The organism is Microvirga sp. HS2, assembly GCF_055792805.1.
Map to the genome: position 1 here is coordinate 100,278 of NZ_JBVVAJ010000009.1, position 24,922 is coordinate 125,199.

Below are 24,922 nucleotides of genomic sequence, written 5' to 3' on the forward strand. Positions count from 1 at the left end.
ATTCTGCCATGGATCAGCAAGCCGGATCAGTGCTTCCCAAGGAGCCTGACAGTGCTGGCCTGCGGGCCCTTGTCGCCCATCTCCTCGGCGAAGGCCACTCGCATCCCCGGCTTCAGACGCGCGAAGGCATTATCAAGCACACTGTTCCGGTGGAAGTAGATCTCGCGCCCGTCTTTCGTTTCCAGGAAGCCGTAACCTTCTTCAGGCTTCACTCGCCTGACGGTTCCCGTCGGCTGCGGTTCGTGGACTTTGATTTCGCCCTGCATGTGCCGGACCATGTCCTGAAGCTGTCGCCTGGCTCGGTTGAAGGCATCATTGATCGCAAATGCCGGATCAGAGAACCGCTCGTCTTCGGGGGGCGTGTGCTCCACGGCGACCTCGTGCCCATCGGGTAGAACCAGGTGGATGTTGACCTCGTACTGCCCGCCGGTCCGGTGACCCTGCCCGGGCCCTTTCATCACGAAACGGCCGGTGGTGAGCCGGTCATAGAACTTATCGAGATCGGCCATCTTGTGTTCGATCAGGGCCCGCTGCTGTTCGGTCGGTTCGAAGCCTTGGAAATCGATTTGAGCCGGAATCTGCATGATGACACTCCTGCTTCGCCGAGACCGGAGAATCTGCTGAAAGTGTGGACTGCCCACCCCTCCCTGCTTTGCGGAATATCAAGAACAACCGAGCCCTGCAGGTTATCGTAAGCCATGCCTCAGTCACCCCTCACGCGAGACGTCAAGATCGGGCCCTTGATGCTCCCTGGAATGCTGACGCTGCCGCCCACCTGCAATGGCTTGATCATCTTCGCCCACGGCAGGGGCTCAAGCCGTCTCAGCCCCCGCAACACCCATGTGGCAAGACAGTTGAACAGTGATGGCTTCGCGACCCTCCTCTTCGACCTGCTGAACGAACGGGAGGCGGAGGATTGCAGGAACGTCTTCGACATTCCGTTGCTGGGCGACCGGGTTCTTGAAACCTTGTACTGGGCGAAACACCAGCCTGATCTGGCCACGCTTCAAGTCGGGCTTTTTGGGGCAAGCACGGGGGCCGCGGCAGCTCTCGCCGCTGCGGCTAAGGCGCCAAGCGATGTCCAGGCCATCGTCTCCCGGGGAGGCCGTCCAGACTTGGCGGGCGAGACTTTGAGGGATGTGGAAGCGCCTACTCTGCTGATCGTCGGTGGGCGAGACTATGAGGTTCTGGAGCTGAACCATGCTGCGCAAAGGCAGATGCATTGCCCTACGAGCCTCGTAGTCGTTCCAGGCGCAACTCACCTCTTCGAGGAACCAGGGGCTCTGGGCCACGTGGTCGCAGCAGCATCCGACTGGTTCGCCAAACATCTCACGGGGCAGAAGATCGGGGGCGCCAAGCCATTTTCAGCGCCTCCACCTTGATCTTTCTCAAAAAAGCGCAGCGCATATGGAGTAAAATCTCTCCAAATCCGTGAATTGACGGATTTCATCCTGTCCTTCGCCACGAACGTGAAGGAAAGTTCAAATGAGAACCATCATCAACCAAACACAAGACACGGCCCTGAATGTGGGCAACCTGATCCTTGGTGCCATTCTGTTCCTCTCGCCCTGGCTCCTGGGATTCCGGGCTGAAGGATACGCGGCATGGAATGCCTGGATTACGGGCGGTGTCATTGCCATCGTCGCCCTCATGGCAGCCTTGCAGACCTACGACTGGGAAGAATGGGTGAACCTGCTTGCCGGCTTATGGGCGATCATTTCTCCCTGGCTCCTGGGGTTTTCTGGAGTAACCCATGCCATGTGGACCCATGTTGCAGTTGGCGTGATTGTGGCTGTCTTGGCCGGTGGCGAACTCTGGCGGCTTTACGGATCCTCCGAGGCACGATCCACCTGATTGGATCCCTCCTGCCAGGAGAAGGATCATCGATCTGGTCCCAGCTCCACCGAAGCTGTGGTCGTCTGGCGTGTTGCAGCCGATCACTGCCCTCTGAGCGGCACGCTCCGAACGCTAGAGCATCGGACCCAAAAGTGGACTTGCACTTTTGGGATTGATCCGATGCTCCACCCTCTTGAAGAGCGCATCGTTCATGCGGAAAACCGGGTCCACTTTTCCGCACGATGCGCTAAACCGACGGATGCTATCCTTGAGGATCCGACATCCGGCGACCCGTGCCTATAGCAGCGCGCCCCGTCGTCGCATCAGGCGCATCGATGAGAGCTTCGCTTTCGGATCAGGCGATGGAAGGTTCGAACTCGCGGGCTGCTTCGATCAGGTAGTCGCGGACGTAAGTCGAGAACGACCTCCAGCACTCCACGTGATAGGTTGGCGTGTCATCGAGCTTCATGAGCACGATCTCGGCCTTGCCCATCAGCGTGCGGGTCGCCACGCCTGTCGGGAAAACATTGTCGGCGAGATCCAACGGGCAGCCGCTGTTGAGCACCTCGACTGCGCGCTGGCCGGAAACCACGATCCCGACGTTGCGGTGGCTGACATCCACGAGCGCGTAGAAGCGGCCGCTGAGCGCCGCCTCGATTTGCTCCATCATGGCCTGCACTTCGCCGTAAGGTCCCGTGAGAAGCCATTCGTTGGGGCCGAGGCGGATCGAGGCCCGCTCGCCCGAACCCGAACGGGTGTTGATCGGAATATCGAGACTGAATCCTGCGGCAATCCCGGTGCCTGCCAGTTCGGCCTCGTCCAAGCGAAGCGAGTAGCGATCTTGAATCGGGAGAGTTCGGATCGCGACCTGTGCCGTGTCCTCAGGATGCGCGACAGGCTCCCGAACAGGCAGCGAGTTGTCACGGCGGGCGGCTTGACTGGTCTTAAGCATTGACGCGCTCCCCTGCGGGATCAAAGAACACGGGCTCACAAACTTTCACGGCAGCGAACCCCGTCGGTGTCGTGACATAGACGCGACTGCCGACGCGCGAGCGCCCGCCTGCCAGCAACGCAAGTGCGATCGAGCGACCGCAATTCGAGCTCCAATAGCTGGAGGTCACGTGTCCCACCATGCGCATGGGGATCGCCTGATGCGGATCCGTCACGATCTGAGCGCCCTCTTCGAGCACCTCGGCCGGGTCATCGGTCACGAGCCCGACGAGTTGCTTGCGCCCTGCCCCGACGATGTCCGGCCGCGATAGGGAGCGCTTGCCGACGAAGTCGGGCTTGGTTTTTGCAATCAGCCCGGACAACCCGAGATCGTCCGGCGTTACGGTGCCGTCCGTTTCCTGCCCGACGATGATGAACCCCTTTTCGGCCCGCAGCACATGCATGGTCTCGGTGCCATAGGGCGTCATGCCATAGGCCTTGCCGCGCTCGAAGATCGCCTCCCATACGGACCGCCCATAGTCGGACGGCACGTTGATCTCAAAGCCGAGCTCACCCGTGAACGACACCCGGAACAGGCGGCAAGGAACGCCGCAGATGGAACCGGTCCGCACGGACATGTGCGGAAAGGCCTCGGGAGACAGGTCGATGTCGGCCACCAGGGGCTCAAGCACCTCGCGCGCCTTCGGTCCCTGGAGCGCGATGACCGCGTACTGCTCGGTGATGGAGGTGAGGAAGACTTTGAGATCCGGCCACTCGGTCTGGAGGTAATCCTCCATATGGGCCAGCACCCGTGGTGCGCCTCCCGTGGTCGTGGTCACATGGAAGCGGTCAGGGGCGAGGCGCGCCACGACGCCATCATCCATGACGTAGCCGTCTTCCTTCAGCATGAGGCCGTAGCGGCATTTTCCGGGCTCGAGCTTCAGCCACGCATTGGTGTAGATGCGGTTCATGAACTCGGCAGCATCCGGACCCACGACCTCGATCTTGCCGAGCGTCGAGGCGTCGAAGATGCCGACGCTGGTGCGCACGGCCTTGCACTCGCGCGCCACCGCCGCATGCATGTCCTCGCCCGGCTGCGGGAAATACCAGGCTCGCTTCCAGAGACCGACATTCTCGAACTCGGCCCCATGGGCGACGGCCCATTCGTGAAGCGGCGTCGTGCGGATCGGATCGAACAGGTGGCGACGGCTCGGGCCGACGAAGGCGCCGAAGGTGGTTGGCGTATAGGGCAACCGGAAGGTGGTGGTGCCGATCGCCGGAATGGGCCGATCGAGGATGCCGGCCACCAGTCCAAGCGCATTCATGTTCGACGTCTTGCCCTGGTCCGTCGCCATGCCGGTCGTGGTGTACCGCTTGACGTGCTCGATGGATTCGAAACCCTCGCGCACCGCGAGCTTGATGTCCTTCGCCGTCACATCGTTCTGGAAGTCGATGAAGGCGCGAACGCGCTTCGAATTGGCGCTCGTCGGAAGCACCCGCACCGGCCTAAAGCCGGTGAGGCTGTTCGTGGCGTCGAAGGTCCGCTCGGATTCGTACTCCGCCGCTTCGGCGCCAGCCGCCCAGCCCTGCGACAGGCATTCCCGGAGTTGGTACGCTCCTTTGGCCGCGCCTGCCGAGCGCTCTGCCTGCACCGATGTGCCGGGCACAAAGGCGTCGATCGCAGGCTCGTAGCGGGCCTTGCCGCGTGATTGAGAGAACAGGTGGATGGCGGGGGTCCAGCCGCCGGACATGCCCACGCAGTCGCAGGGCAGCGTGCGGGGCGTGCCCACGTTTCCATCGGCACCGACCGGGGCCACGACGAGGCCGTTGACGCGCTTACGCCCTCGGGAGCCGATCACAGTATGACCAGTCAGCACCTCGCAGCCCAGGGACCGCAACTCTCCGACCTCCGGCCCGCACTCGGCCTCGCTGCGGACATCGACCATGGAGACCGCGAGTCCCGCCGCCCTGGCGTCGGCAGCCGCTGTGTAAGTGGAGGCGCCGCTGGTGGCGAATACGATCTGTCGCCCGGGCGCGACGCCATAGCGGTTGATATAGGCGCGCATGCTCTCTGCCAGCATGATGCCCGGCCGGTCGTTGTCAGCGAACACGAGCGGACGTTCATGAGACCCTGTGGCGAGCACGACCTGTTTGACGCGCACCTGCCAGAGCCGCTCGCGCGGAAGATGGAACGACGGATCGGCGAGGTGATCCGTCACGCGCTCCGCCAAGGCAATGTGGTTGTGATTGTAATACCCGAAGGCCGTCGTGCGCGGCAGAACCACCACGTTGGCGCGGGCATCCAGCGTCTCGACCGCCGTCCGCACCCACTCCTGCGCCGTGATGCCGTCGATGAGCGAAGTCACGTCGTGCAGCAGCGAGCCGCCGAGTTCCGCCTGCTCGTCCACGAGGATGACGCGCTTGCCGCTTTCGGAGGCGGCGAGAGCCGCGGCAAGCCCCGCCGGACCGGATCCGACGACGAGCACGTCGCAATGCGCGTGGCGGTATTGGTAGCGATCCGGATCCGGGATGGTGGGCGCGCGGCCGAGACCGGCGGCGGCGCGGATGCGCGGCTCGTAGACCTTGGTCCAAAACGAGCGCGGCCACATGAAGGTCTTGTAGTAGAAACCGGAAACGATGACCGGCGAGAGGAGATCGTTCACCTCGCCCACATCGAAGTCGAGCGACGGCCAATGATTCTGCGAAGCGATACTCAGGCCGTCGAAGATCTCCGCCACTGTCGCGCGGTTGTTCGGATCCGCGCGCCCGCGCCCGCGATCGAGGTCGAGGAGCGCATTCGGCTCATCCGATCCATGGCCGACAATGCCTCGCGGGCGGTGATATTTGAAGGAGCGGGCGACGAGGTGAATGCCGCTGGCGAGCAGCGCGGAAGCGACGGTGTCGCCCGCATAGCCCTGCACGGGCTTTCCGTTGAAGCTGAACGAGACGGGCTTCGCGCGGTCGATCCGCCCGCCCGTGGGGAGCCGGTAAGCCTGAGCCATCAGAGCGTCTCCTGCCCGGGTGCGCGGTCGGGCCGCTTTTCACCCACCTTGTAGGTTTGAACGAACCGGTCGCTCGCCGTGTCGCGCAGGGCGTTGAACCAGCGCTGGCAGCCATGGGCGTGATTCCAACGCTCGGCGAAGATGCCCTTCGGATTGGTGCGAACGAACAGAAATTCCGCCCATTCCTGGTCGCCGAGCTTCGAGGGCTCGGCCGGGCGCGCAATGTGGGCTTCGCCGCCGCACCGAAACTCGATCTCCGGGCGGGGTCCGCAATAGGGGCAGGTCACAAGCAGCATCGTGTGCCTCAATGTGCGACGGCCGCCGCGGCCGCCTCATCGATGAGGCGGCCGGTGCGGAAGCGGTCCAGGGTGAAAGGCGCGGCAATCGGATGCGGCTCGCCCTTCGCGATGGTGTGCGCGAAGACATGGCCGGAGCCCGGCGTCGCCTTGAAGCCGCCGGTGCCCCAGCCGCAATTGACGAACAGGCCCGGCACGGGCGTCTTGCCAATGATGGGAGACCGGTCCGGGGTCACGTCGACGATGCCGCCCCAGTTGCGCAGCATGCGCATGCGGGTGAATTGCGGGAACAGTTCGCAGATCGCGTCGAGCGTATGCGTCGCGATGTGAATCCCGCCTTGCTGACTATAGGACACGTACTGGTCCGTGCCTGCGCCGATGACGAGCTCGCCCTTGTCCGATTGCGAGATATACGCATGCACCGCGTTGGACATGACCACGCAGGGAACGACCGGCTTGACCGGCTCCGAGACCAGCGCCTGGAGCGGGAAGCTCTCCAGCGGCATGCGGATCCCAGCCTTTTCCATGATCACGCTGGTGTGGCCCGCAGCGACCACGCCGACGCGCGGGGTGCGGATGAAGCCTTTTGTCGTCTCCACGCCCTCGACCGTGCCGCTGAGGCCACGGCGAATGCCCGTCACCTCGCAATTCTGAATGATGTCGACGCCGAGCGCATCGGCGCCGCGGGCATAGCCCCAGGCGACAGCATCATGGCGGGCTGTTCCGCCCCGGCGCTGCAGGGCTGCCCCCATGACCGGGTACCGCAGGCTCTTGGAAATGTTCAGCGGCGGGCAGAATTCCTTGGCCTCCTCCGGCGTCAGCCACTCGTTGTCGATACCGTTGAGGCGGTTCGCGTAGACGTGACGCTTGAAGCTCTGCACGTCATGCACATTGTGGGCCAGCATTATGACGCCGCGGGCCGAGTACATGACGTTGTAGTTCAGCTCCTGGGACAGCCCCTCCCAGAGCTTGAGCGCATGCTCGTAGATCGCCGCGCTCTCGTCATAGAGATAGTTGGAGCGGATGATGGTGGTGTTGCGCCCGGTATTGCCGCCGCCGATCCATCCCTTTTCGAGCACGGCGATGTTCCTCATGCCGTGTTCCTTCGCCATGTAATAGGCCGTGGCGAGGCCATGCCCGCCGCCCCCGACGATCACGGCATCGTAGCCGACCTTGGGCTCCGGGGCCCGCCACTGACGCTCCCATCCCTGATGAGCATTCGTCGCTTCCTTCAGAAGCGTGAAAAGCGAAAATCGGCGCATCGGAACACCCTCGTGCTGCCCACCTGTTATACCGTCCGTCGCCGGACGGACTTCGCATCGGCGCGACGTCGAGGTAGAATGAATGCGACAAGGAATGGAAGAAAATGGTTCAATCCGGCCCCAAGCTGAAGGTGGGCTTCGTGCTCATGCCGAAGTTCACGCTCACGGCCTTCTCGACCTTCCTGGACGTGCTGCGCCTCGCGGCCGACGAGGGCGACCTGAGCCGGCCGATCGCCTGTGCATGGGAGGTCATGAATCCGCAGCGCCGGCCCGTCCGGTCCAGCTGCGGGATCGACATCCAGCCATCTTCGGATTTCGTCGACCCCAAGGCGTTCGACTACCTGGTGATCGTCGGAGGCCTTTTGCATGGAGCTCACGGGATTCCTCCCGAAATTGCCCAATACCTGAGGGCTGCGGCCGATGCCGGCGTGAAGCTCATCGGGGTCTGCACCGGCAGCTTCGTCCTCTGCCGCCTGGGCCTGATGGCCGATCGCAAGTGCTGCGTGAGCTGGTATCATTACCGGGACTTTCTGGAAGAGTTTCCTGATCTCGTCCCGATCGCCGACCGCCTCTACGTGATCGATCGTGACCGGATCACATGCTCCGGCGGGGCCGGCGTGGCCGATCTCGCGGCTCGCCTGGTCAGTGACCACCTGGGACCGGCGCAAGCCTACAAGGCCCTGCATATCCTCCTCGTGGAACGGCCCCGTTCGGGAGACACCGCACAGCCTGCGCCGTTCTCTGCCGCGGCACGGGATGACCACCTTGTCTCGCGGGCCCTGCTCCTCATGGAGCAGAACCTCATGGAACCCCTCTCGATCCAGGAGCTCGCTGGAGCGCTGTCATTGAGCGTACGGCAGCTCGAGCGCCATTTCCGGAACCATCTGGGCGAAAGTCCACAGGAGAGCTACATGGCCCTGCGCCTCAGGCACGCGCGCTGGATGCTTGAACATAGCGCCCTTCCTGCCGTCCTGATCGCCGCAGAGCTCGGTTTTTCCGACAGCTCCCATTTCGGCCGGAGCTTCAAGGCGCGTTATGGGATGACACCCACCCAGTTTCGTCAGATCAGCCGCGATCACAGCAGAAAACCTGCCGGCCGGTCATCAACGCATGCGTCCGATGGGAACAACGCGGATCGCCGGGTCTTCGATGAGGATTATGCGCCTGAGGCATAATCCTCATCGCCATAGCCTGATACGCCTCAGCCACGTCAGCCGATCCATAGGGACCCCGGTGGCTCTCCCCGATCAGGCGGCCTTCAGCCGTTGGAAGGGCCCATGCGGAATTTCCGGCGGGGCGAAGCTTTCAGCCTTTGCCCGATCCCAGCGCCCATGCCAATCGGCCAGTTCGGGGATTTCCTCGCCTGAAACAAGAAATCCTTCCGGTAGGTAAGGATAGGCCTCGTTGCCATCGAGAAACTCGTTTTCCTTTTGCCGGAACATGAAGTGATACGGCATGAAGTCGCTGGGATTGTTTAAGCCAGCAGCTCCGGCGATTTCGCCCAGCGCCTGCATCGTATTGCGGTGGAAGCGCGCCACGCGGTCGCTCTTGTCACCGACATGGATCGCGCGCTGGCGGATGGGGTCCTGCGTCGCGATGCCGACGGGACATTTGTTGGTATGGCAGGACTGCGCCTGGATACAGCCTATCGCAAACATGAAACCACGCGCGGCATTGCACCAATCGGCACCGAGCGCCAAGGTGCGGGCAATGTCGAAGGCGGAGACGATCTTGCCGGCGGCGCCAATCTTGACTTCATCCCGGATCCCGGCGCCACGCAGCGTATTGTGCACGAAGGTCAACGCCTCAAGCATGGGCATGCCGACACGGTTGGCGAATTCCACCGGAGCAGCGCCCGTTCCGCCTTCGGCACCGTCGACCACGATGAAATCAGGGATGATACCGGTTTTGAGCATGGCCTTGACCATGCTCATGAATTCGCGACGATGGCCGATGCAGAGCTTGAACCCGACCGGTTTGCCGCCGGAAAGCTCCCGCAGCTCGCCGATGAACTCCATGAGGCCGATCGGGGTCGAGAACGTGCTGTGCGCGGCCGGAGAGACGCAGTCCACGCCCATGGGGATGCCGCGCGCTTCGGCAATCTCCCTGGAGATTTTCGAAGCTGGGAGCATGCCGCCATGGCCGGGCTTTGCCCCCTGGCTCAGCTTCAGCTCGATCATCTTGATCTGAGGATCGGCGGCGAGTTCGGCGAATTTCTTGGGCGAGAAGCTGCCATCGTCGTTGCGGCAACCAAAATAGCCAGACGCCACCTGGTAAATCAGGTCGCCGCCGCCCTGCCGGTGATAGCGGCTAATCCCACCCTCGCCCGTATCGTGGGCGAAACCGCCTTTTCTGGCGCCGGCGTTGAGCGCGAGAATGGCATTCGCCGACAAGGACCCAAAACTCATTGCCGAAATATTGTAGAGGCTGGCGTTGTAGGGCTGTTTGCAGGCAGAGCCGCCGATCCGCACCCGAAAGTCCGTATCGACAATCGTGAGAGGCGTTGCGGAGTGGGTGAGCCACGCATAGCCGGAACTATAGACATTCTCGATGGTCCCGAAGGGCCGCTTGTCTTCAACGCCCTTCGCCCGCTGGTAGACGAGGCCCCGATCCTGACGGCTGAACGGCACCTCATCATGATCGCTCTCGATGATGTATTGCCTGATCTCCGGCCGGAAGCTCTCGAGCAGGAAACGCAGGTGCCCGACCGTCGGGTAGTTGCGCAAGATCGAATGGCGGTGCTGCCACAGATCGTGAATGCCGAGGAAGAACAACGCCCCTGAAACCACCGCGACGATGAACAGCCATTCGCTGTAGACCATTGCACCGGCAAGCGAAGCGAGCGTCATGAGACCGGCAGCCACGAACACAGCGTAACGCTGGTATGAGAGGATAGTCGTCAGCATTTTGGGGGTTATTCGAAATGTCCACAGACGGCATACAGGGGAGTGCTTATCTTGGCCCTTCTGGAGCAGATAAGCAATGGTCATGCCCTTACCGATGGCTCGGTGGAGCGCGGCCAGCGGTGGAACTATTCCTGAATGAAGCCTGAGCTTTGGACAGCTAGAGCCGTTCCCCTTTGCGGGGAATCGGCTCTTTTCTTTGCTGTGACGCATTTTTTGCGGCGAACCGGATCGACTGCGCCCAAAATGACTCTAGTGGCTATCCCGCTCGGTTCGGCATGCCCTCCGGCGTCAGCGTACGGACAATACTGTCGTCCAGTGCCTCATAGGCGTGATAACCGATCGTCTGGTAGAGCTCCTTGCGCGTTTGCATGCGCTCCAACATGTTCTGCGTCCCGCCGTCTCGCGCAATGGCCGCATAGAGTTCCTCATGCGCCTTTCCCGCGACCCGCAGAGCGCTGACAGGCCAGATTACCATACGATATCCCATTGCGTGAAACTCGCTTGCGCTGAAGAACGGGGTTCTTCCGAACTCGGTCATATTCGCCAGCAACGGGGCGTTCACACGTTTTGCGAACTCCCGGAACATGTCGGCGTCATGAAGCGCCTCAGGGAAGATCGCGTCGGCTCCGGCCTCGAGATAGAGCTTCGCGCGGGCAACGGCGCCATCAAGCCCTTCGCTCGCTGCTGCATCCGTCCGCGCAATGACGTAGAGATGGCGGCGCGCTTTCACGGCGGCGGCCACCTTTGCGGCCATGTCCTGCGGAGATGCCAGCTTCTTGTCGTTCAGGTGCCCACATTTCTTGGGCAGGATCTGATCCTCGATATGGACCGCGGCAGCGCCTGCATCCTCGAAGCTGCGGACCATGTGCATGACATTGAGGGCCTCGCCATATCCCGTGTCGCCGTCCACAAGGATCGGCAGGCCAGACGACCGTGCGATCTGCCGGATGAAGAAGCAGACCTCGTCGACCGTAATGACGCCAAGGTCGGGCAATCCCATCGATGCACTCATCGCCGCGCCCGACAGATAGAGCGCATCGAATCCCGCCGCCTTGGCCTGCAACGCAGCTAGACCATTGTAGGCCCCCGGGATCTGCAGGATTTCAGGGCGGCTCAGCAACTCGCGGAACCGATCGCCGGCGCTGGCCGTGGGAAGGTCTTTGGCAATAAGATACGGCATCGTAAAATCCTTCTTCATTCTTCTCGGATCAGGGCAAACGTGGATGCCACCATGAGCTATGAGGCAACGAGACGGCTGGGAACGAGCACGGCCCCTTCCATGAGACGCCGGGCTGTCCTGTAGACGACTGCCTCCTTGGCGAACGCAGCTCCATCTTCAGCCTCGACTGAGGCTGCAACGGGGATCACCCCTGATGGATGGGCGACGCGGATGTCGGCCCCAGCATCGTGAGCCGGGGCAGCCAGCCGGCTCGCGATAGTCCCGGGAATCCTCACGGCCACCGCGAGGCACATGGCAGCAGTCAGCGGGGTTGCACGATGCGGCTGCCCTGCCGAGATCATGCGGGTCATGATGTCCATGTCAGCAGGAGACAAGCGGCTCCCCTTCAGAGTCGTGGCCTCCCCTGGGGCCGCGAGAAGGGAGACAATGGGAAGGTTGCGGGTGCGTGTCCGCGCCTCGTCCTCATTGGCGACAATCCCCATTCGCACGGCCGCCGCGACCCGGATGCTCTCGAAGAGCGCGAGTGCCTTCGGGTCGCTTGCCAGCACGTCCGGATGCTCGGTCGCGGTGAAGCCCAGGGCCGCAGCTTCCACGAACACGGTCGGATTGGCTGCGTCGACCAGAGAAACATCGATCCGTCCGACACCCTCCACCTCAAGGACGTCCTGCGCATTTCCCGTCGGCAGCAGCCGGCCGGTTGCCGCCCCGCCCGGCTCCAGGAAGGACAGTCGGATCGGAGCGCCTGTCCCGGCCACTCCGTCCAGCTGAAAATCGCCTTCGACGGCGGCCTTCCCGTCCACCACAGGAAATTGAGCGACAATGATCTTGCCCGTGTTCGTATTATGGATCCGGACTTTTGCCGTCGCGCCATCGGGCTGAACCAATCCCTCGTCCACGGCGAAGGGACCAATGGCGGAGGAGATGTTTCCGCAATTCGCCCGGTACTGAACCAACGGCTCTCCGACCGCCACCTGACCGAAGGTGTAATCCACATCCGCATCGGGCCTCGTGGAGGAGCCCACGACGGCAATCTTGGACAGGGATGAAATCCCGCCCCCCAACCCGTTGAGCTGCCGACCGTTCGGGTCCGGGCTCCCGATCGCGGCGAGAAAGATTGCATCCCAATCAGCCTTGTTCTCGGGAAGATCCTCGGGTCGGAAGATGATCGCGCGGCTGGTTCCGCCGCGGATGTAAACGGCCCGAACTGGAGTCTGTGGCATATCAGATGACCTTGTCGACGACTTCGATTTGGGACGATCGTTCCATGGGACTTTGCAACCGGCGGAGCACGAATGGCAGGATGCCTCCCGCGCGCCAGACCTGTACGTCGCTCTCACTATCCAAGCGGCACTTCAACGGTACCGTGACCGTCGATCCGTCTGCCCGGGTGATCCGGCACGCCACAACGGCTCCGCGCTGCGCATGGCCGACCATATCGTCGATCTCGAATGTTTCGGTGCCGTCCAGCCCGAGGGCTGCGCGCGTCGTCCCATTCACGAATTGAAGCGGCAGAACGCCCATGCTCGCGAGGTTCGCCCGGTGAATCCGCTCGAAGCTCTCGGCGATCACGACACGCACCCCCAGGAGCCGCGTTCCTTTCGCGGCCCAATCGCGGGACGAGCCCGTTCCATATTCCTTGCCTGCAACCACGACGAGAGGAATCTGAGCGGATGCGTACCGGGCGGCGGCCTCGAAGACGGACATGACATCGCCACTCGGGTAATGTCGCGTGAAGCCGCCCTCTGTTCCGGGCACCATCTCGTTGCGAAGACGGATATTGGCGAACGTGCCCCGGACCATCACTTCGTGGTTGGCTCGGCGCGCCCCATAGGCATTGAAATCGCGGACAGGAACCCCCTGCGCCGTCAAATAGCGGCCCGCGGGCGAAGTTGCAGGAATGTCGGAGACCGGCGAGATGTGGTCGGTTGTCATGCTGTCCCCGAGCAGCAGGAGCGGCCTGGCGCCTTTCAAGCTCCGCAGGGATTGTGACTCTCCAGAGAGCTTCCCATCGAAATAGGGCGGACAGCGGATATAGGTGCTCGCCTCGTCCCATGAAAAGAGGCTTCCCGTGCTCCCGCTGAGGGTGTTCCATTCACCCTCCCCGGCGAAGAGTTCGGCATAGGACTGACGAAACAGGCCAGGCGACAGAGTGCGGCCGAGCACCTCTGCGATTTCCGACGATGTCGGCCAGATCTCCTGAAGAAACACGGGACGGCCCTCAGGCGTGGTTCCAACAGGATCCCGCGTGAGATCGACGGTCACGCGTCCCGCCAGAGCATAGGCAACGACCAGAGGCGGCGACATCAGGTAATTCGCCCGTGCCAGGGGATGAATGCGCGCCTCGAAATTCCGGTTGCCTGAAAGCACGGAGCAAGCCACGAGATTCTTGTCGCGGATCGCCTCTTCGACCCAGGGGGCGAGCTGCCCCGAATTTCCGCCGCATGTGGCGCAACCATAGCCTGCGATCTGAAATCCGAGCTGATCGAGGTCAGCCTGAAGGCCGCTTCCCTCGAGATAGCCACCCACGACTCTGGATCCCGGCGTCAAGGAAGTCTTGACCCAGGGCTTGACCTTGAGACCCAGAGCAACCGCCTTCCTCGCCAGGAGGCCAGCGGCGATCATGACAGCGGGGTTGGAGGTATTCGTGCAGCTCGTGATGGCTGCGATGACGATGGCTCCATCACTGACTTCGTCATCGGCTGCCCGGCACGAGGGAGGTTGCATCTCGGCTCGGAAGTTCTCCGGCACCTGATGGAGCGGCACGCGATCCTGTGGCCGTCTCGGACCGGCCGCGCAAGGCTCCACGTCACCGAGATCGAATGGAACGATCGTGTTGAAATCCGGCTCCTGAGCCCTGGCCTCTCGCCAGAGCCCTTGGGCCTGGCAATAGGCTTCGATGATCGCGACATGACTGGCCTCACGGCCCGTCAGGAGGAGATAGTCCAAGGTCGCCTGATCGATCGGGAAGAAGGCGCAGGTTGATCCATATTCCGGCGCCATGTTGGCGATCGTCGCCCTGTCGGCGACGGGCAGTTCGTCGAGAGCAGGCCCCGTGAACTCGACCAGCTTGTCGACGACGCCGAGAGACCGCAGGCGCTGTGTCAGCGTGAGAACAAGATCTGTTGCAGTCACTCCGGCGCGGAGGCGGCCAGTGAGTCTCACCCCGACGACATCCTGAAACGACACGGCTAGAGGCAGCCCGAGCATCGCCGCCTCCGCCTCGATGCCGCCGACGCCCCAGCCGAGAACACCCAGGGCATTGACCATCGTGCTGTGGCTGTCCGTTCCAACCATCGTATCGGGAAACGCGACGCTTTCGCCGTCATGCTGCTCGACCCGAACGACGGAGGCGATGTGCTCGAGATTGACCTGATGGAGGATGCCGGACCCCGGCGGGACCACACGCAACGTATTGAAGGCCTGCTGAGCCCATTTCAGGAAACGGTACCGCTCCCCATTGCGCTGATACTCGTAAGCAAGATTCTTGCTGAAGGCGCCCGCATGTCCGGCCTCGTCGACGATAAGAGAGTGGTCGACGACGAGGTCTACCGGGATCAGCGGATTGACGCGCCTTGCATCGTCCCCGAGGCTCTGCATAGCGCTTCGCATGGCCGCGAGATCGACGAGACCGGGCACTCCTGTATAATCCTGCATCAACACACGCGCAGGATGAAACGCGACCTCGGCCTGTTGGCCGGATCGAGGCTTCCAGTTTGCGAACGACAACACGTCCTCGTCTGACACTCCGTTCCGGCCGGAGTGGCGCACCAGGTTCTCCAGCAGGATCTTGAGGCAGAACGGCATCCGCTCGATGTGGGCGAGGTTGTTCTGCGCCAGCGCTTTCAGGTCGAAATATGCGATCTGTTGTTCGTCGACAGTGAGGGTCCGACGGATGCTTGCTTTCAAGGACATCATGGAATCCGTTCTGGCACTAGCTGCAGGGACATTATCGCTGCGGCTTTTGCCTGGACGTGTTCGGGGACGCTTCCGGGATTGATCCGGATGCGGCGCTCGCCGCCAGGCCTGCCCTCGCGGCAGCGATATGGCGGCGCATCGTCAGCTCGGCGAGTTCCGCGTCGCGATCGGCCAGAGCGTCCGCGATTCGGCGGTGTTCGACCAAGGCGCGCTGCACGCGTCCGGCGATCCGCCTCTGCTGGCGGCGACACAGACGAATGAGATTGTAATACTCGCCGCAGAGGAGATTGATCAGGGTCTCGTTGCGGCTGCACGTGACGATGAAAAGATGGAAATCGTCGTCAGGGTCGCCCTGAAGATCCTCGACATTGAAGGTGCTCTCGTCGAGACGAGCTTCATGCCGGGCCAGAATGAGCCTCAGCTGCTCGATTTCAGCGTCACTGATCCGGATTGCCGCCTCCCGCGCGGCCATGCCTTCAAGCGCCTCCCGCACCACAAAGATTTCCTGGATCTTCTCGGGCGTCAGCTCGATCACACGTGCGCCGACATGCGGCGCGCGCGTCACGAGCTTGCGCTCCTCCAAACGACTGATCGCCTCCCGAAGGGGAGCTCTGCTGGTTCCAAGCTGCCGCGCCAGCTCCGGCTCGCTGAGTTTCTCACCAGGGCGCAACTGCCCCTGCAGGATGGCATCGCTGAGCTGGTTCAGGATGCGATCGGCAGCGGTCAGTCTCTCGTCCACGGCGCTCGATGATTCTCGGGACATGCGGTGTCTCCTCGCTGACGGTCTTTACACGCCGCTTCATTGGATCGTCAATGAATGTCGACAATATTGTGGGTACAACAGGCATAGGCTGAGTCAGTTTGATGGATATTAGACAAATTGTCGACACTTATGCTTGACAAGCCTTCTGCCACAAGCTCGAATGAAGCCATGCAGCGCGCAACATTGATACGCTGCCAACAAGAAGCCGCCGAACTGAGTGGAAAAGGCGGCAGCTCAATCGATGAGCGCCGGCAGCACGCAAGCGGCCGGTGACGTCACTGTAAAAACGCTCCGGAGGAACCATGCCCTACTCTCGCAGAACAGTCCTGCACACGGCAGCTGCAGCTGTCTTCGCGACCATTCTTTCGACTGGCGCCATCGCCCAGGACAAAGACTTCAAGATCCTGATTCCAAGCGGCCCAGGCGGTGGCTGGGATCAGACGGCGCGCGCTATGCAGCAGGCTCTGACGCAAGCCGGCATCGCCAAGAGCGTCCAGGTCACGAACGTCCCCGGTGCCGCCGGAGCCATCGGCCTCGCTCAGTTTGTGAACACGACGAAAGGCGATCCCAGCCAGCTCATGATGAGCGGATCGGCAATGGTCAGCGGGATTCTGACGAACAATGCGCCGGTCAAGCTCGATCAGGTCACGCCGGTCGCCCGTTTGATGGCGGAGTACCTTGCGGTCGTGGTTCCGCCGGAATCTCCGATCAAGTCGGCGAAGGATCTTCTGGCTCTGGTGAAGGCTGATCCCGCCAAAGTCACCTGGAGCGGGGGCGCGGCGGGTGGGATCGACCATATCGCCGTGGGCCTGTTCACAAAGCTCGCCGGAGTCGATCCGGGAAAAATGAATTATGTCGCCTTCTCGGGCGGCGGTGAGGCCCTGGCAGCCATCCTCGGCGGCAAGGTGACGGCGGGCATATCCGGCTACGGCGAGTTCGAAAGCCAGATCAAGGCCGGCAAGCTGCGTTTGATTGGAATTACCTCGGCCAGTCGCGTTCCTGAGATCGATGCTCCGACTTTCAAGGAACAGGGAATCGATCTCGAGGTGTCGAACTGGCGTTCGGTGATGGCGGCGCCGGGAATAACGCCCGAGCAGAAAAAGGCAATCGCGGCTGCCATCGAGACGATGGCGAAATCGAAGGAGTGGCAGGAGATTCTCAAGCAGAAGAACTGGGCCGATTCCTATCTGTCCGGCGACGCCTTCACCAAGTTCCTGGCCGAGGATCAGGCACGCACCAAGGAGGTACTGACCTCCGTCGGCCTTGTGAAGTCATAATCATAGGCCTTCAGCATTGCCATGCAAACGCCGCGCCTTCGCGCGGCGTTTTGCTAATGGGGGCGGCTGCAGCATCGCTGGCGATGGAGGAAAATCCATTGATCCTGCACAAGTTCAGGCCAGGGCTCGTGCTGGGAATCTTCTGCTCTGCTCGTCGTGCCAAGCTCTTTCATTGTCCGCAATGAAGGCTGCAATGGCCTCGCGAGACATCGGTTTCGCAATAAAGAACCCCTGGGCCTGGGAAGCGCCAGCCAGGCGCAGGGCGTCGAGCTGCTCTTCCGTCTCAACACCCTCGGCCGTCGTGCTCATCTTGAGATCGTTCGCAAGGCCGATCGTCGCTTTGATGATCGCACGGCTGTCGGGTGAGCCCGTCATGGTACGCACGAACGACTGATCGATCTTGATCTTATCGAAAGGAAAACTCCTCAAATAGCTCATCGACGCATAGCCGGTTCCGAAGTCGTCGAGTGCGATCGAGACCCCGAGAGCCTTGAGCCGTTTGAGTGTCGCAGTCGCCTCCTCAGTGAGTTTGACGGACTCCGTGATCTCCAGCACCAAGCGACGGGCCGGCATACCGGATGTGCTTAAGGCTTTCTTGACGCTGGCGAACACGTCACGACGCTTGAACTGCACGGGGGAAAGGTTGATCGCAACCTTCAGAGGGAAATCCCAGGTCATGGCCGCCGAGCAAGCTTCCTCGAGGATCCAATCGCCAATCGGACCGATGAGACCCGATTCTTCAGCGGTCGGGACGAACTCGGGAGGTGCGATCATTCCTTTCGTCGGATGATTCCATCGCACCAGGGCCTCACAGCCCCATATCCGATTTGTCGCCAGATCGAGGATCGGCTGATAATACAACTCGAATTCCTTGTTCTCGTGGGCGCTCCTCAGCGCTCCCTCAAGTGCGCGACGCTCCGCGCGAGAATCCTTGATGTTCGGGTCGTAGAACCGATAAGTGCTGTCGGCATCGGATTTTGCCGCATAGAGGGCGACGTCGACCGACCTCATGAGTTCGGTTGTGGTCTTGCCGTGGGAGGGCGCCATCGCGACGCCGACGGAAAGCCCGAGCTCGATCTCCGTATTGCCGATTGTGTATGGAACCTTCATGGCGGCTTGGATGGCCGTGATGAGGTCGATGACCTGTTGCCGGCCCACGACCGGCCTTTGAATGATGGCAAACTCGTCGCCGCCGATACGAGCGACGAAATCGCTCTTTCTGAGACGTTCGCGCAGGCGTCTCGCCACGATTTGGATGACCTCGTCCCCTACCGCATGTCCATGATTGTCATTGATGTCCTTGAACCGCTCGAGATCGAAAAGGTGCAACGCAAAATCTGCACCGGATCTTTGGGAGGTCAGGAGGGCCCGCTTCAGCTCCTCGACAAAGAGAAGCCTGTTGGGAAGTCTGGTCAGGATATCGTGGCGCGACAGGTAGCTCTCGCTGGCAGCCCTGAGAATACCGGTTTTGACATGCCTCAAGCCCAGCAGGCTCGTGGTATCGATTGCGATATCCATGAGATAGGCGACGAACCGGATCAAACGGGCTTCGAAACGCCGTCCCGCCATGAGCTCCGCCACGGTCCGGCTGACCGCTATGCCGCAGGCATGATGGGCAAGAGGATGAAGAGCAACCAACCGTTCTTTCTCGTCGATCCAGCCGACGTCGCGGATGAGCGTCGGACTGTTCTTCGCGATCATCCGCTGCAGAGGCGTGTTGGGCTTCCAAATTCTGCGCCCGAGCGCTTTCTCCGTTGCCGGAGTGTGGACAAGAATGATGCCGTCGCGCCGATAGAGCGTAACTGTCAGCGAGCGTGCCTTGAGATGCTTCTCGTAGATTCCCTCCAAATGACTGAGGTCGATCATGGACACGATGATGCCGAGGAAGTTTCCCTCGGTGTCCTTGATCTTCCGGGCGAGGGAGAGGATCTTTCTGCCGCTCGATCGGATCCTTCTGGGCTCGCTGAGATATGAGATCAGTGACGGATCCGTTGAGAGATCTTGGTAGTAGGACGTGTCGGTCAGATAAATGGGATCGGACGTCGGGTGTGGATTCGATGTGCCGACGATCCGCCCCTGCGCATTGACAAGGTCGATGCGGATGATCGGGGAAAGGGAGTGGGACGCCCCGACCAATATGGCCTTTGTGGCCTGTGACGCGGCAAACCCGTCGAACTCTTTTGCGGTGAGACAGGCCTGCGGAATTCTGCCGACCACGTCGCGCAAGACGCTATCGATGGACTGGAGAACGCCGTCCGTCTGCTCCTGCAATGCATGGGCGAGGCCGGTCAGATCGCTCTCAGCTCTCGCAAGATCGTCACTGTGCCCGCGCACGAAAAGGGCGGCCGCACCGAGGACTGCGGCACCAGCGGCAAAAATGCTAAGGAAAAGGATCAAATAAGCTGACACAACGAAGTCCGACTCGGCTCCTCGGGACGATCTCCGCTAGCATGCGCCCGAAGTTGTCGTTATTTCGTTAATCTCAACCGCTGAAATCGCTAATTGGAGTTCTGAATGTAGAACTCGCGGTTTATGCTCGGGGCTGGTGGCCCTCGCCTGATCTGTGCAGGGCGGTGCAACACGTCCTTATGTCATAGGCGCATAGGTCACGTGACCGGACCAATCTTCCGCACTGCAACATAGAAGATTATCTAGAGCTCAGCGGAGTACAGTTCAGTGCTCCGGTCTCCCAGGAGAATTCTTCCAGGGATTTGCTTTAGGAATACCCGTCATGATCGTAGCCACCATCCTCCGCGCTTTCATGCACCTTGTGAATGCCCTGGCCCTTGCAAACCAGCTCAGGGCCGAGCGGATGCTGAACGAGCACCTCACACGTGCCGGCAATAAGCTCCCCTGAGCACGTTCGCAGGCAGCAACAGGGTTTCGGATCACAGGACGGTATTGACACCTAGAGGTGCTTCCACTTGCCTGGAACCAGGTCTCTTCGGGGTTGTGCCGCTTCTTTGCGGCGAACCGGGCCATTGCGACGAAAATGCTTTAGGCGGCCCTGTGAGAAAAATACCCGGATACGAAACCGTTCCAACCCCGAAGAGCAGCCTCTTCCGCCTCAGCCGCCGTACCGCACGGCTCTGACAAAGGACCTTGTGGGGCGTCTTCATTCTCGCAGCTCAGGCAAACATAATGTGCCTCGTACTGCCCGTATGTCTCAAGGCAGTTGACGCCCAGTTTGGCTCCTCCGCAAACAGGGCACGGCTTAGGGCCACTCATTGCCATTCACTCCCATTCACCGTTTGCGCCAACCTGCGGACTGGCGGGCAGCACCAACCCATCCTCGGGCGCGGCAAGACCGCGCTCTCTTGGGAATCCTGGCAATCCGGTTGCGCCTGAGCATCGTCGGGTCCTCTCCAGACGACGTCCGCTTGATCATCACTCGTTGATATTGAGGATAGAAATTTTCGACTCCTCCCGGCGCCACAACCAGTAACATTCCTGGATCGCCTCGCGCGCCAGTTCAGGCTCGCGGTCGCGCAATGCCTGGACGAGCGCTCGATAGGCCTCGACGTTTCGCTCGAAAGCGCCGCGGACCATGGAAATGATCCTGACCTTGTTCGCAATGACCGATCGAATGACCGAGGAGAGACCATCGATGACGATGACGATCACGGGATTGCGGCACGCTCTGGCAAGGCTAGCATGGAGCTCGAACTGGAGCTCGACGACATCTTCCAGGGAATCCGATTGAGCAATCCGATCGATCAGGCCATCGAGCGCGGCGAGGTCCGCGGAACTTGCCTGAATGGCAGCCGCGCCCGCCATTTCCCGGCCGATCATCTCCATGGCGCTTTGGATCTGGTCGATCGAAATGAACCCGAGCTTGAGGGCAACGTCGAAATAGAATTGCAGAAAGCGCGAGTTCGGCAGCGCCAGATAGGTTCCGCTGCCCTGGACGCGCTGGAGCAGCCCGAGCGTTTCAAGAACGGTCAGCCGGTCCCGCAGGGTCGGGCGCTGGACGCCGAGCTGGTCGGCCAGCTCACGCTCTGTCGGGAGCTTGATCCGCCCGCTGCTGTCAGGCCTGAGTTCCATGGCGATGTCGATGACACGCGCAAGGATATCGTCTTCGCCGTCGGTCATCGAAAACCGCAGCTCCTTCTACCCGCTGGCCCGCGCCCCAAAACGGGGACTTGGCTCCTCGTCTGCGTACTGGCCAGAACTACGATCTGCAAGAGCGTGCATCAAGTCGCGCATCTGCGGGTAAGCCGCATCGAAGATCCTGAACATGCGATCGTAGGTCTCGATGGTCCGTCGGGAACCGGGCCGGATCGGCGCGGCATTGGCCGAGATCAGCGGAAGGTCCGCATCTGCGGTGCCTGTGAACAGGCCTGCCGCGATGGCGCCGAGCAGTCCGGCCCCTAGTGCCGCAGCGTCAGGCATATCGGACATGATGTAGTCGAGTTTGAGGACATCCGCCTTCATTTGCCCCCAGAACCGGTTCCGCGCTCCGCCGCCCACACCGAGCATCCGCTCCGGACGCGTGCCCCATTTGGCCGAGCCGCGCTCCAGTATCTGCCGCAGGCCGAAGGTCGTTCCCTCGAAGACGGCGCGCACCATGTCCTGGCGGCTGTGTCGCAGAAGAAGCCCGAGCCAGCTGCCGCTCGCCTCCGCGTCCCAGATGGGACTGCGCTCGCCCGCCAGATAGGGCAGGAACAGAAGACCGTTGGCTCCTGGGACGGATTCCTGGGCCAGATGCTCCAGCTCGGCCAGAGTCTTGATTTCTGGCCAGACCTTGTTGTTGAGCCAGCCGAAGGCGCCGCCCAATGTCGACATCGCCCCATGGGCCAGCCAGCGGCCCGGCATGATATGCTGGCGATGCAGGAAGGACGGCTCGAAATCCGGCTGGTCGAGGCAGAACGTGATCACCCCCGACGTGCCGACGGATTCGAAGACCTTGCCGCTGCTCGTGAGGCCGACGGCGAAAGAAGCCGCCGCCGTATCGGCGGCGCCGAGGGCGACAGGCGTTCCCACCGGCAGTCCCGTCGCGGCCGACGCCCCGTCGGTCACCCGACCGATCATGTCCGTGCAGGCGCTGATCTCGGGCAGGATCGCGGCGTCGAGCCCCCACAGTGCGAGGAGATCGCGGTTCCAGCGCGGCTCGGAATCGCCGATCCGCATCAGGCCAGAATAGGACGCCTGCGTCGGCTCGATGCCGTCCCGTCCGCTGAGGCGGCGGGCCAGGAAGCCGTTGAGCATGGTGATGCGCCGCGCCTTCGCCCATGCCGCCGGCTCGTGCTCCCGAATCCAGGCCAGGTTGGCGGCCCAGCAGGTCGACGTGCTCGCCCGGTTGCCGGTCTGCTTCATGTAGGCCGCGCCGTCGGAACCGATCACTTCGTCAAGATGGGCCTGGGCGCGGCCGTCGAGATAGAGAATGCCCGGCCGCACCGCCTGACCGTCCTCGTCGAGAAGAATGGTCGTCGGGCAGGTCGTGGCGAGCCCGATGGAGACGATGGACGGGGCGCGGGCCGCGACTTCACGGATGGCATCGACGGTCGCCGCCCAGTAGCGTTCGAGGTCGATCTCGGCCCAGAGCGGATAAGGCGTGATGACGGGGACGGCCCGATGCGCCTTGGCGACGAGGCGGCCTTCACGCGTGAAGGCGCAAACCTTGATCCCGCTCGTTCCTGCATCGACTCCGAGAAAGGCTTCAGTCATTGCGGATCGCCACCTTCAAGGCCCGCCCGCTCTCCGCCTCCTTCAGCGCCTCGACGGCGTCGGCCAGTTCGAAGCGATGGGTCACGAGCGAGTCGGCATCGATGAGCCCTCCCGCGAGCAATTTGAGGGCCGTCTCGTAATCCTGCCGGCGCAACGCGCTGGCTCCCGTCACGATGATCTCGTTGTAGTGCACGAGGTTGACATCGAACGTCGCCATGTCGCCGGCGGAGAACCCTGCGAAGAGATTGACGCGGCCGCCCTTGCGGACCAGCTTCAGCGCCTCGTTGGCGAGTGCCGGAACGCCGATGGCCAGAACCACCGCATCCGCGCCGAGTCCGTCGGTCACGCCGCGGATCACCTGCGCCAGGTCTTCCCTGGTCGGGTCGCAGGCGATGTCGACGCCGCGATCGAGAGCGGCTTGGCGGCGCATCTCGTTCGGCTCGCTCATGATGACCAGCCGCGCGCCGGCCCGGCGCGCGAGCGCCGCGTGCATGAGGCCGATCGGCCCCGCCCCGAGGATGACGACGACGTCGCCGAGTTCCACGCCCACATTCCGCAGCCCGTTGATGCAGCACGCCAGCGGCTCCGCAAGGGCGGCCGCCTCGTAGGGCATGCCCTGCGGAATGCGGACGGCATTGCCGGATTCGAGCGCCAGCGCCGGGACCTTCAGGTATTCGGCATAAGCCCCATCGAACTCGTACCCAATGGCCTGACGGTTCTGGCAGACGTTCTCCCGGCCGGTCTTGCAATACGCGCATTTGCGACAGGGAATAACGGGATTGACCGAGACCGCGTCGCCGCAGGAGAACTGCGAGACCCCGGCCCCCACTTCGACCACCTCGCCCGCGAACTCATGGCCGAGAACGGACGGGAAGCGGACGCCCTTGGTCTTGCGGCCGCGGAGAATGCGGATGTCCGTCCCGCAGACGGTCGCAGCCTTCACCTTCAGGATCAGCTCGCCCGGCCCGGCGGACGGAGTTGCGACATCCTGCAGGACGACGTCGTCGGGAGCGCGAAGAACAGCGGCTTTCATGTCCGGAGGTCCTTCTCTTCTTCGAGAGCGCGATCATAAACCCGCAGAGCTGCCTCGACACCAGCATCGTCGTGCATCAGGGCCGACAGGGCCTTGATAACGGCGGAGGTATGCGGGTGGGACCAGACGAAACGACCATAGGTGACGCCGCGCATGCCAACATCGAGCGCCTCACGGGTCATCCGCAGATAGTCTTCCAGCGTTTCGCCCATCTCGCCACCGGCCAGCGCCACAATGGACGGGCAGGCATCGACGACCGAGCGGAAGCTCTCGGCCGAGCCGGACCACATGGTCTTGATGATGTCGACACCGAGTTCGGCGCCGGCGCGAACCGCATAGGCGAGCACCTTGGCGTCATGCTGATCCTTGATCAGGGCGCCCTTCGGGTAAATATGCGCGACGAGCGGCATGCCGGCGGAGGCTGCTTCCTTCGAGATCTTACCGAGGAAGGTCAGCTGCTGCGCCTGATCGGGACCGCCGACGATGCAGCCCACTGAAATGGCGTCGGCGCCGAACCGCACCGCCTCCTCCACGTCCGCGACCGGCGCGTCGTAAGTCGGGTGATACTGCACCGAATAGGCGCTCGCCTTCAGGATGATCGATGCCTGGCCCGCATAAGGGGCGAACACCTTTTCGGCGATGCCCTTGTGCATCGTGATCGCGTCCGGGCTACCGGCTACCACCCTCTTCATCACGGATCGGATATCGACGAGCCCGGGCATCATCCCGCGGGTGATCGGGTGATCGACCGTAACGGCCAGCATGCGGCCCGACTTACGATTCACGATCCGGCTGAGGCGAACTTCTTTACCGAGAAACATAGCGACTCCTAGAGCACAGTCGGGGACACCGACG

General features: G+C 62.2%; 20 protein-coding genes. 5 read left to right on the forward strand and 15 right to left on the reverse strand.

All coding sequences use genetic code 11. The features are described from left to right. Positions 1-26: 26 nt before the first annotated feature. Positions 27-584 (reverse strand): cold shock domain-containing protein, encoded by a 558-nt coding sequence (locus ACS5Q0_RS10695; RefSeq protein ID WP_473126611.1) that lies wholly within the window; start codon positions 582-584, stop codon positions 27-29. Positions 585-698: 114 nt separating this feature from the next. Here ACS5Q0_RS10695 and ACS5Q0_RS10700 point away from each other — a divergent pair, with 114 nt between their 5' ends. Further along, on the forward strand, positions 699-1,382 hold the full coding sequence (locus tag ACS5Q0_RS10700; protein ID WP_473126612.1) for a dienelactone hydrolase family protein: 684 nt from the start codon (positions 699-701) through the stop codon (positions 1,380-1,382). 103 nt (positions 1,383-1,485) lie between these two features. Beyond that, a complete protein-coding gene (locus ACS5Q0_RS10705; protein WP_473126613.1) occupies positions 1,486-1,854 on the forward strand; it encodes an SPW repeat protein in 369 nt (122 codons plus the stop codon). A 337-nt stretch (positions 1,855-2,191) separates the two neighbouring features. Here ACS5Q0_RS10705 and ACS5Q0_RS10710 read toward each other — a convergent pair whose 3' ends face one another. Genes ACS5Q0_RS10710 through ACS5Q0_RS10725 form a run of 4 tightly spaced genes read right to left on the reverse strand, consistent with a single transcriptional unit; the run spans position 2,192 to position 7,326 of the window. Further along, positions 2,192-2,788 (reverse strand): sarcosine oxidase subunit gamma, encoded by a 597-nt coding sequence (locus ACS5Q0_RS10710; protein ID WP_473126614.1) that lies wholly within the window; start codon positions 2,786-2,788, stop codon positions 2,192-2,194. Further along, a complete protein-coding gene (locus ACS5Q0_RS10715; RefSeq protein ID WP_473126615.1) occupies positions 2,781-5,768 on the reverse strand; it encodes a sarcosine oxidase subunit alpha family protein in 2,988 nt (995 codons plus the stop codon). The genes ACS5Q0_RS10710 and ACS5Q0_RS10715 overlap by 8 nt, the downstream gene beginning before the upstream one ends. Next, the gene (locus ACS5Q0_RS10720; protein ID WP_473126616.1) at positions 5,768-6,064 is read right to left on the reverse strand and encodes a sarcosine oxidase subunit delta; all 297 of its coding nucleotides are present in this window, start codon (positions 6,062-6,064) and stop codon (positions 5,768-5,770) included. The genes ACS5Q0_RS10715 and ACS5Q0_RS10720 overlap by 1 nt, the downstream gene beginning before the upstream one ends. An 8-nt stretch (positions 6,065-6,072) precedes the next feature. Then, complete coding sequence (locus ACS5Q0_RS10725; protein ID WP_473126617.1) at positions 6,073-7,326, reverse strand: sarcosine oxidase subunit beta family protein; 1,254 nt, start codon at positions 7,324-7,326, stop codon at positions 6,073-6,075. Between the two features lie 104 nt (positions 7,327-7,430). Here ACS5Q0_RS10725 and ACS5Q0_RS10730 point away from each other — a divergent pair, with 104 nt between their 5' ends. Then, complete coding sequence (locus ACS5Q0_RS10730) at positions 7,431-8,501, forward strand: GlxA family transcriptional regulator (RefSeq protein WP_473126618.1); 1,071 nt, start codon at positions 7,431-7,433, stop codon at positions 8,499-8,501. Positions 8,502-8,573: 72 nt separating this feature from the next. Here ACS5Q0_RS10730 and ACS5Q0_RS10735 read toward each other — a convergent pair whose 3' ends face one another. The 5 genes from ACS5Q0_RS10735 to ACS5Q0_RS10755 all read right to left on the reverse strand — a co-directional run bounded on the left by ACS5Q0_RS10735 (position 8,574) and on the right by ACS5Q0_RS10755 (position 16,090). Then, entirely contained in the window at positions 8,574-10,232 is a 1,659-nt protein-coding gene (locus ACS5Q0_RS10735) for an FMN-binding glutamate synthase family protein (protein WP_473126672.1), read from the reverse strand. A gap of 256 nt (positions 10,233-10,488) precedes the next feature. Beyond that, the gene (prpB, locus tag ACS5Q0_RS10740; protein ID WP_473126619.1) at positions 10,489-11,412 is read right to left on the reverse strand and encodes a methylisocitrate lyase; all 924 of its coding nucleotides are present in this window, start codon (positions 11,410-11,412) and stop codon (positions 10,489-10,491) included. Between the two features lie 56 nt (positions 11,413-11,468). Then, entirely contained in the window at positions 11,469-12,632 is a 1,164-nt protein-coding gene (locus ACS5Q0_RS10745; protein ID WP_473126620.1) for a PrpF domain-containing protein, read from the reverse strand. A 1-nt stretch (position 12,633) separates the two neighbouring features. Next, positions 12,634-15,324: an aconitate hydratase AcnA gene (gene acnA, locus ACS5Q0_RS10750; protein WP_473126673.1), complete on the reverse strand. Its 2,691-nt coding sequence runs from the start codon at positions 15,322-15,324 to the stop codon at positions 12,634-12,636. Between the two features lie 34 nt (positions 15,325-15,358). Then, positions 15,359-16,090 (reverse strand): GntR family transcriptional regulator, encoded by a 732-nt coding sequence (locus ACS5Q0_RS10755; protein ID WP_473126621.1) that lies wholly within the window; start codon positions 16,088-16,090, stop codon positions 15,359-15,361. 302 nt (positions 16,091-16,392) lie between these two features. Between ACS5Q0_RS10755 and ACS5Q0_RS10760 the strand changes: the two genes are divergently transcribed. Then, positions 16,393-17,367, forward strand: coding sequence for a Bug family tripartite tricarboxylate transporter substrate binding protein (locus ACS5Q0_RS10760; RefSeq protein WP_473126622.1), 975 nt, complete (start codon positions 16,393-16,395; stop codon positions 17,365-17,367). Positions 17,368-17,481: 114 nt separating this feature from the next. Here ACS5Q0_RS10760 and ACS5Q0_RS10765 read toward each other — a convergent pair whose 3' ends face one another. Continuing rightward, positions 17,482-19,776 carry a bifunctional diguanylate cyclase/phosphodiesterase gene (locus ACS5Q0_RS10765; protein ID WP_473126623.1) on the reverse strand — a complete coding sequence of 765 codons (2,295 nt, stop codon included), beginning with the start codon at positions 19,774-19,776 and terminating at the stop codon, positions 17,482-17,484. Positions 19,777-20,098: 322 nt separating this feature from the next. Between ACS5Q0_RS10765 and ACS5Q0_RS10770 the strand changes: the two genes are divergently transcribed. Beyond that, positions 20,099-20,224, forward strand: a complete 126-nt coding sequence (locus tag ACS5Q0_RS10770; RefSeq protein WP_473126624.1) for a hypothetical protein — start codon at positions 20,099-20,101, stop codon at positions 20,222-20,224. Positions 20,225-20,754: 530 nt separating this feature from the next. Here ACS5Q0_RS10770 and ACS5Q0_RS10775 read toward each other — a convergent pair. The 4 genes from ACS5Q0_RS10775 to ACS5Q0_RS10790 are packed head-to-tail and all read right to left on the reverse strand — an operon-like array spanning position 20,755 to position 24,888. Continuing rightward, the gene (locus ACS5Q0_RS10775; RefSeq protein WP_473126625.1) at positions 20,755-21,459 is read right to left on the reverse strand and encodes a FadR/GntR family transcriptional regulator; all 705 of its coding nucleotides are present in this window, start codon (positions 21,457-21,459) and stop codon (positions 20,755-20,757) included. A gap of 18 nt (positions 21,460-21,477) precedes the next feature. Beyond that, the gene (locus tag ACS5Q0_RS10780) at positions 21,478-23,034 is read right to left on the reverse strand and encodes a xylulokinase (RefSeq protein WP_473126626.1); all 1,557 of its coding nucleotides are present in this window, start codon (positions 23,032-23,034) and stop codon (positions 21,478-21,480) included. Continuing rightward, on the reverse strand, positions 23,027-24,067 hold the full coding sequence (locus ACS5Q0_RS10785) for an alcohol dehydrogenase catalytic domain-containing protein (RefSeq protein WP_473126627.1): 1,041 nt from the start codon (positions 24,065-24,067) through the stop codon (positions 23,027-23,029). Before ACS5Q0_RS10785 ends, ACS5Q0_RS10780 begins: the two co-directional genes overlap by 8 nt. Beyond that, positions 24,064-24,888, reverse strand: a complete 825-nt coding sequence (locus tag ACS5Q0_RS10790; RefSeq protein WP_473126628.1) for a class I fructose-bisphosphate aldolase — start codon at positions 24,886-24,888, stop codon at positions 24,064-24,066. Before ACS5Q0_RS10790 ends, ACS5Q0_RS10785 begins: the two co-directional genes overlap by 4 nt. Positions 24,889-24,922 lie beyond the last annotated feature (34 nt).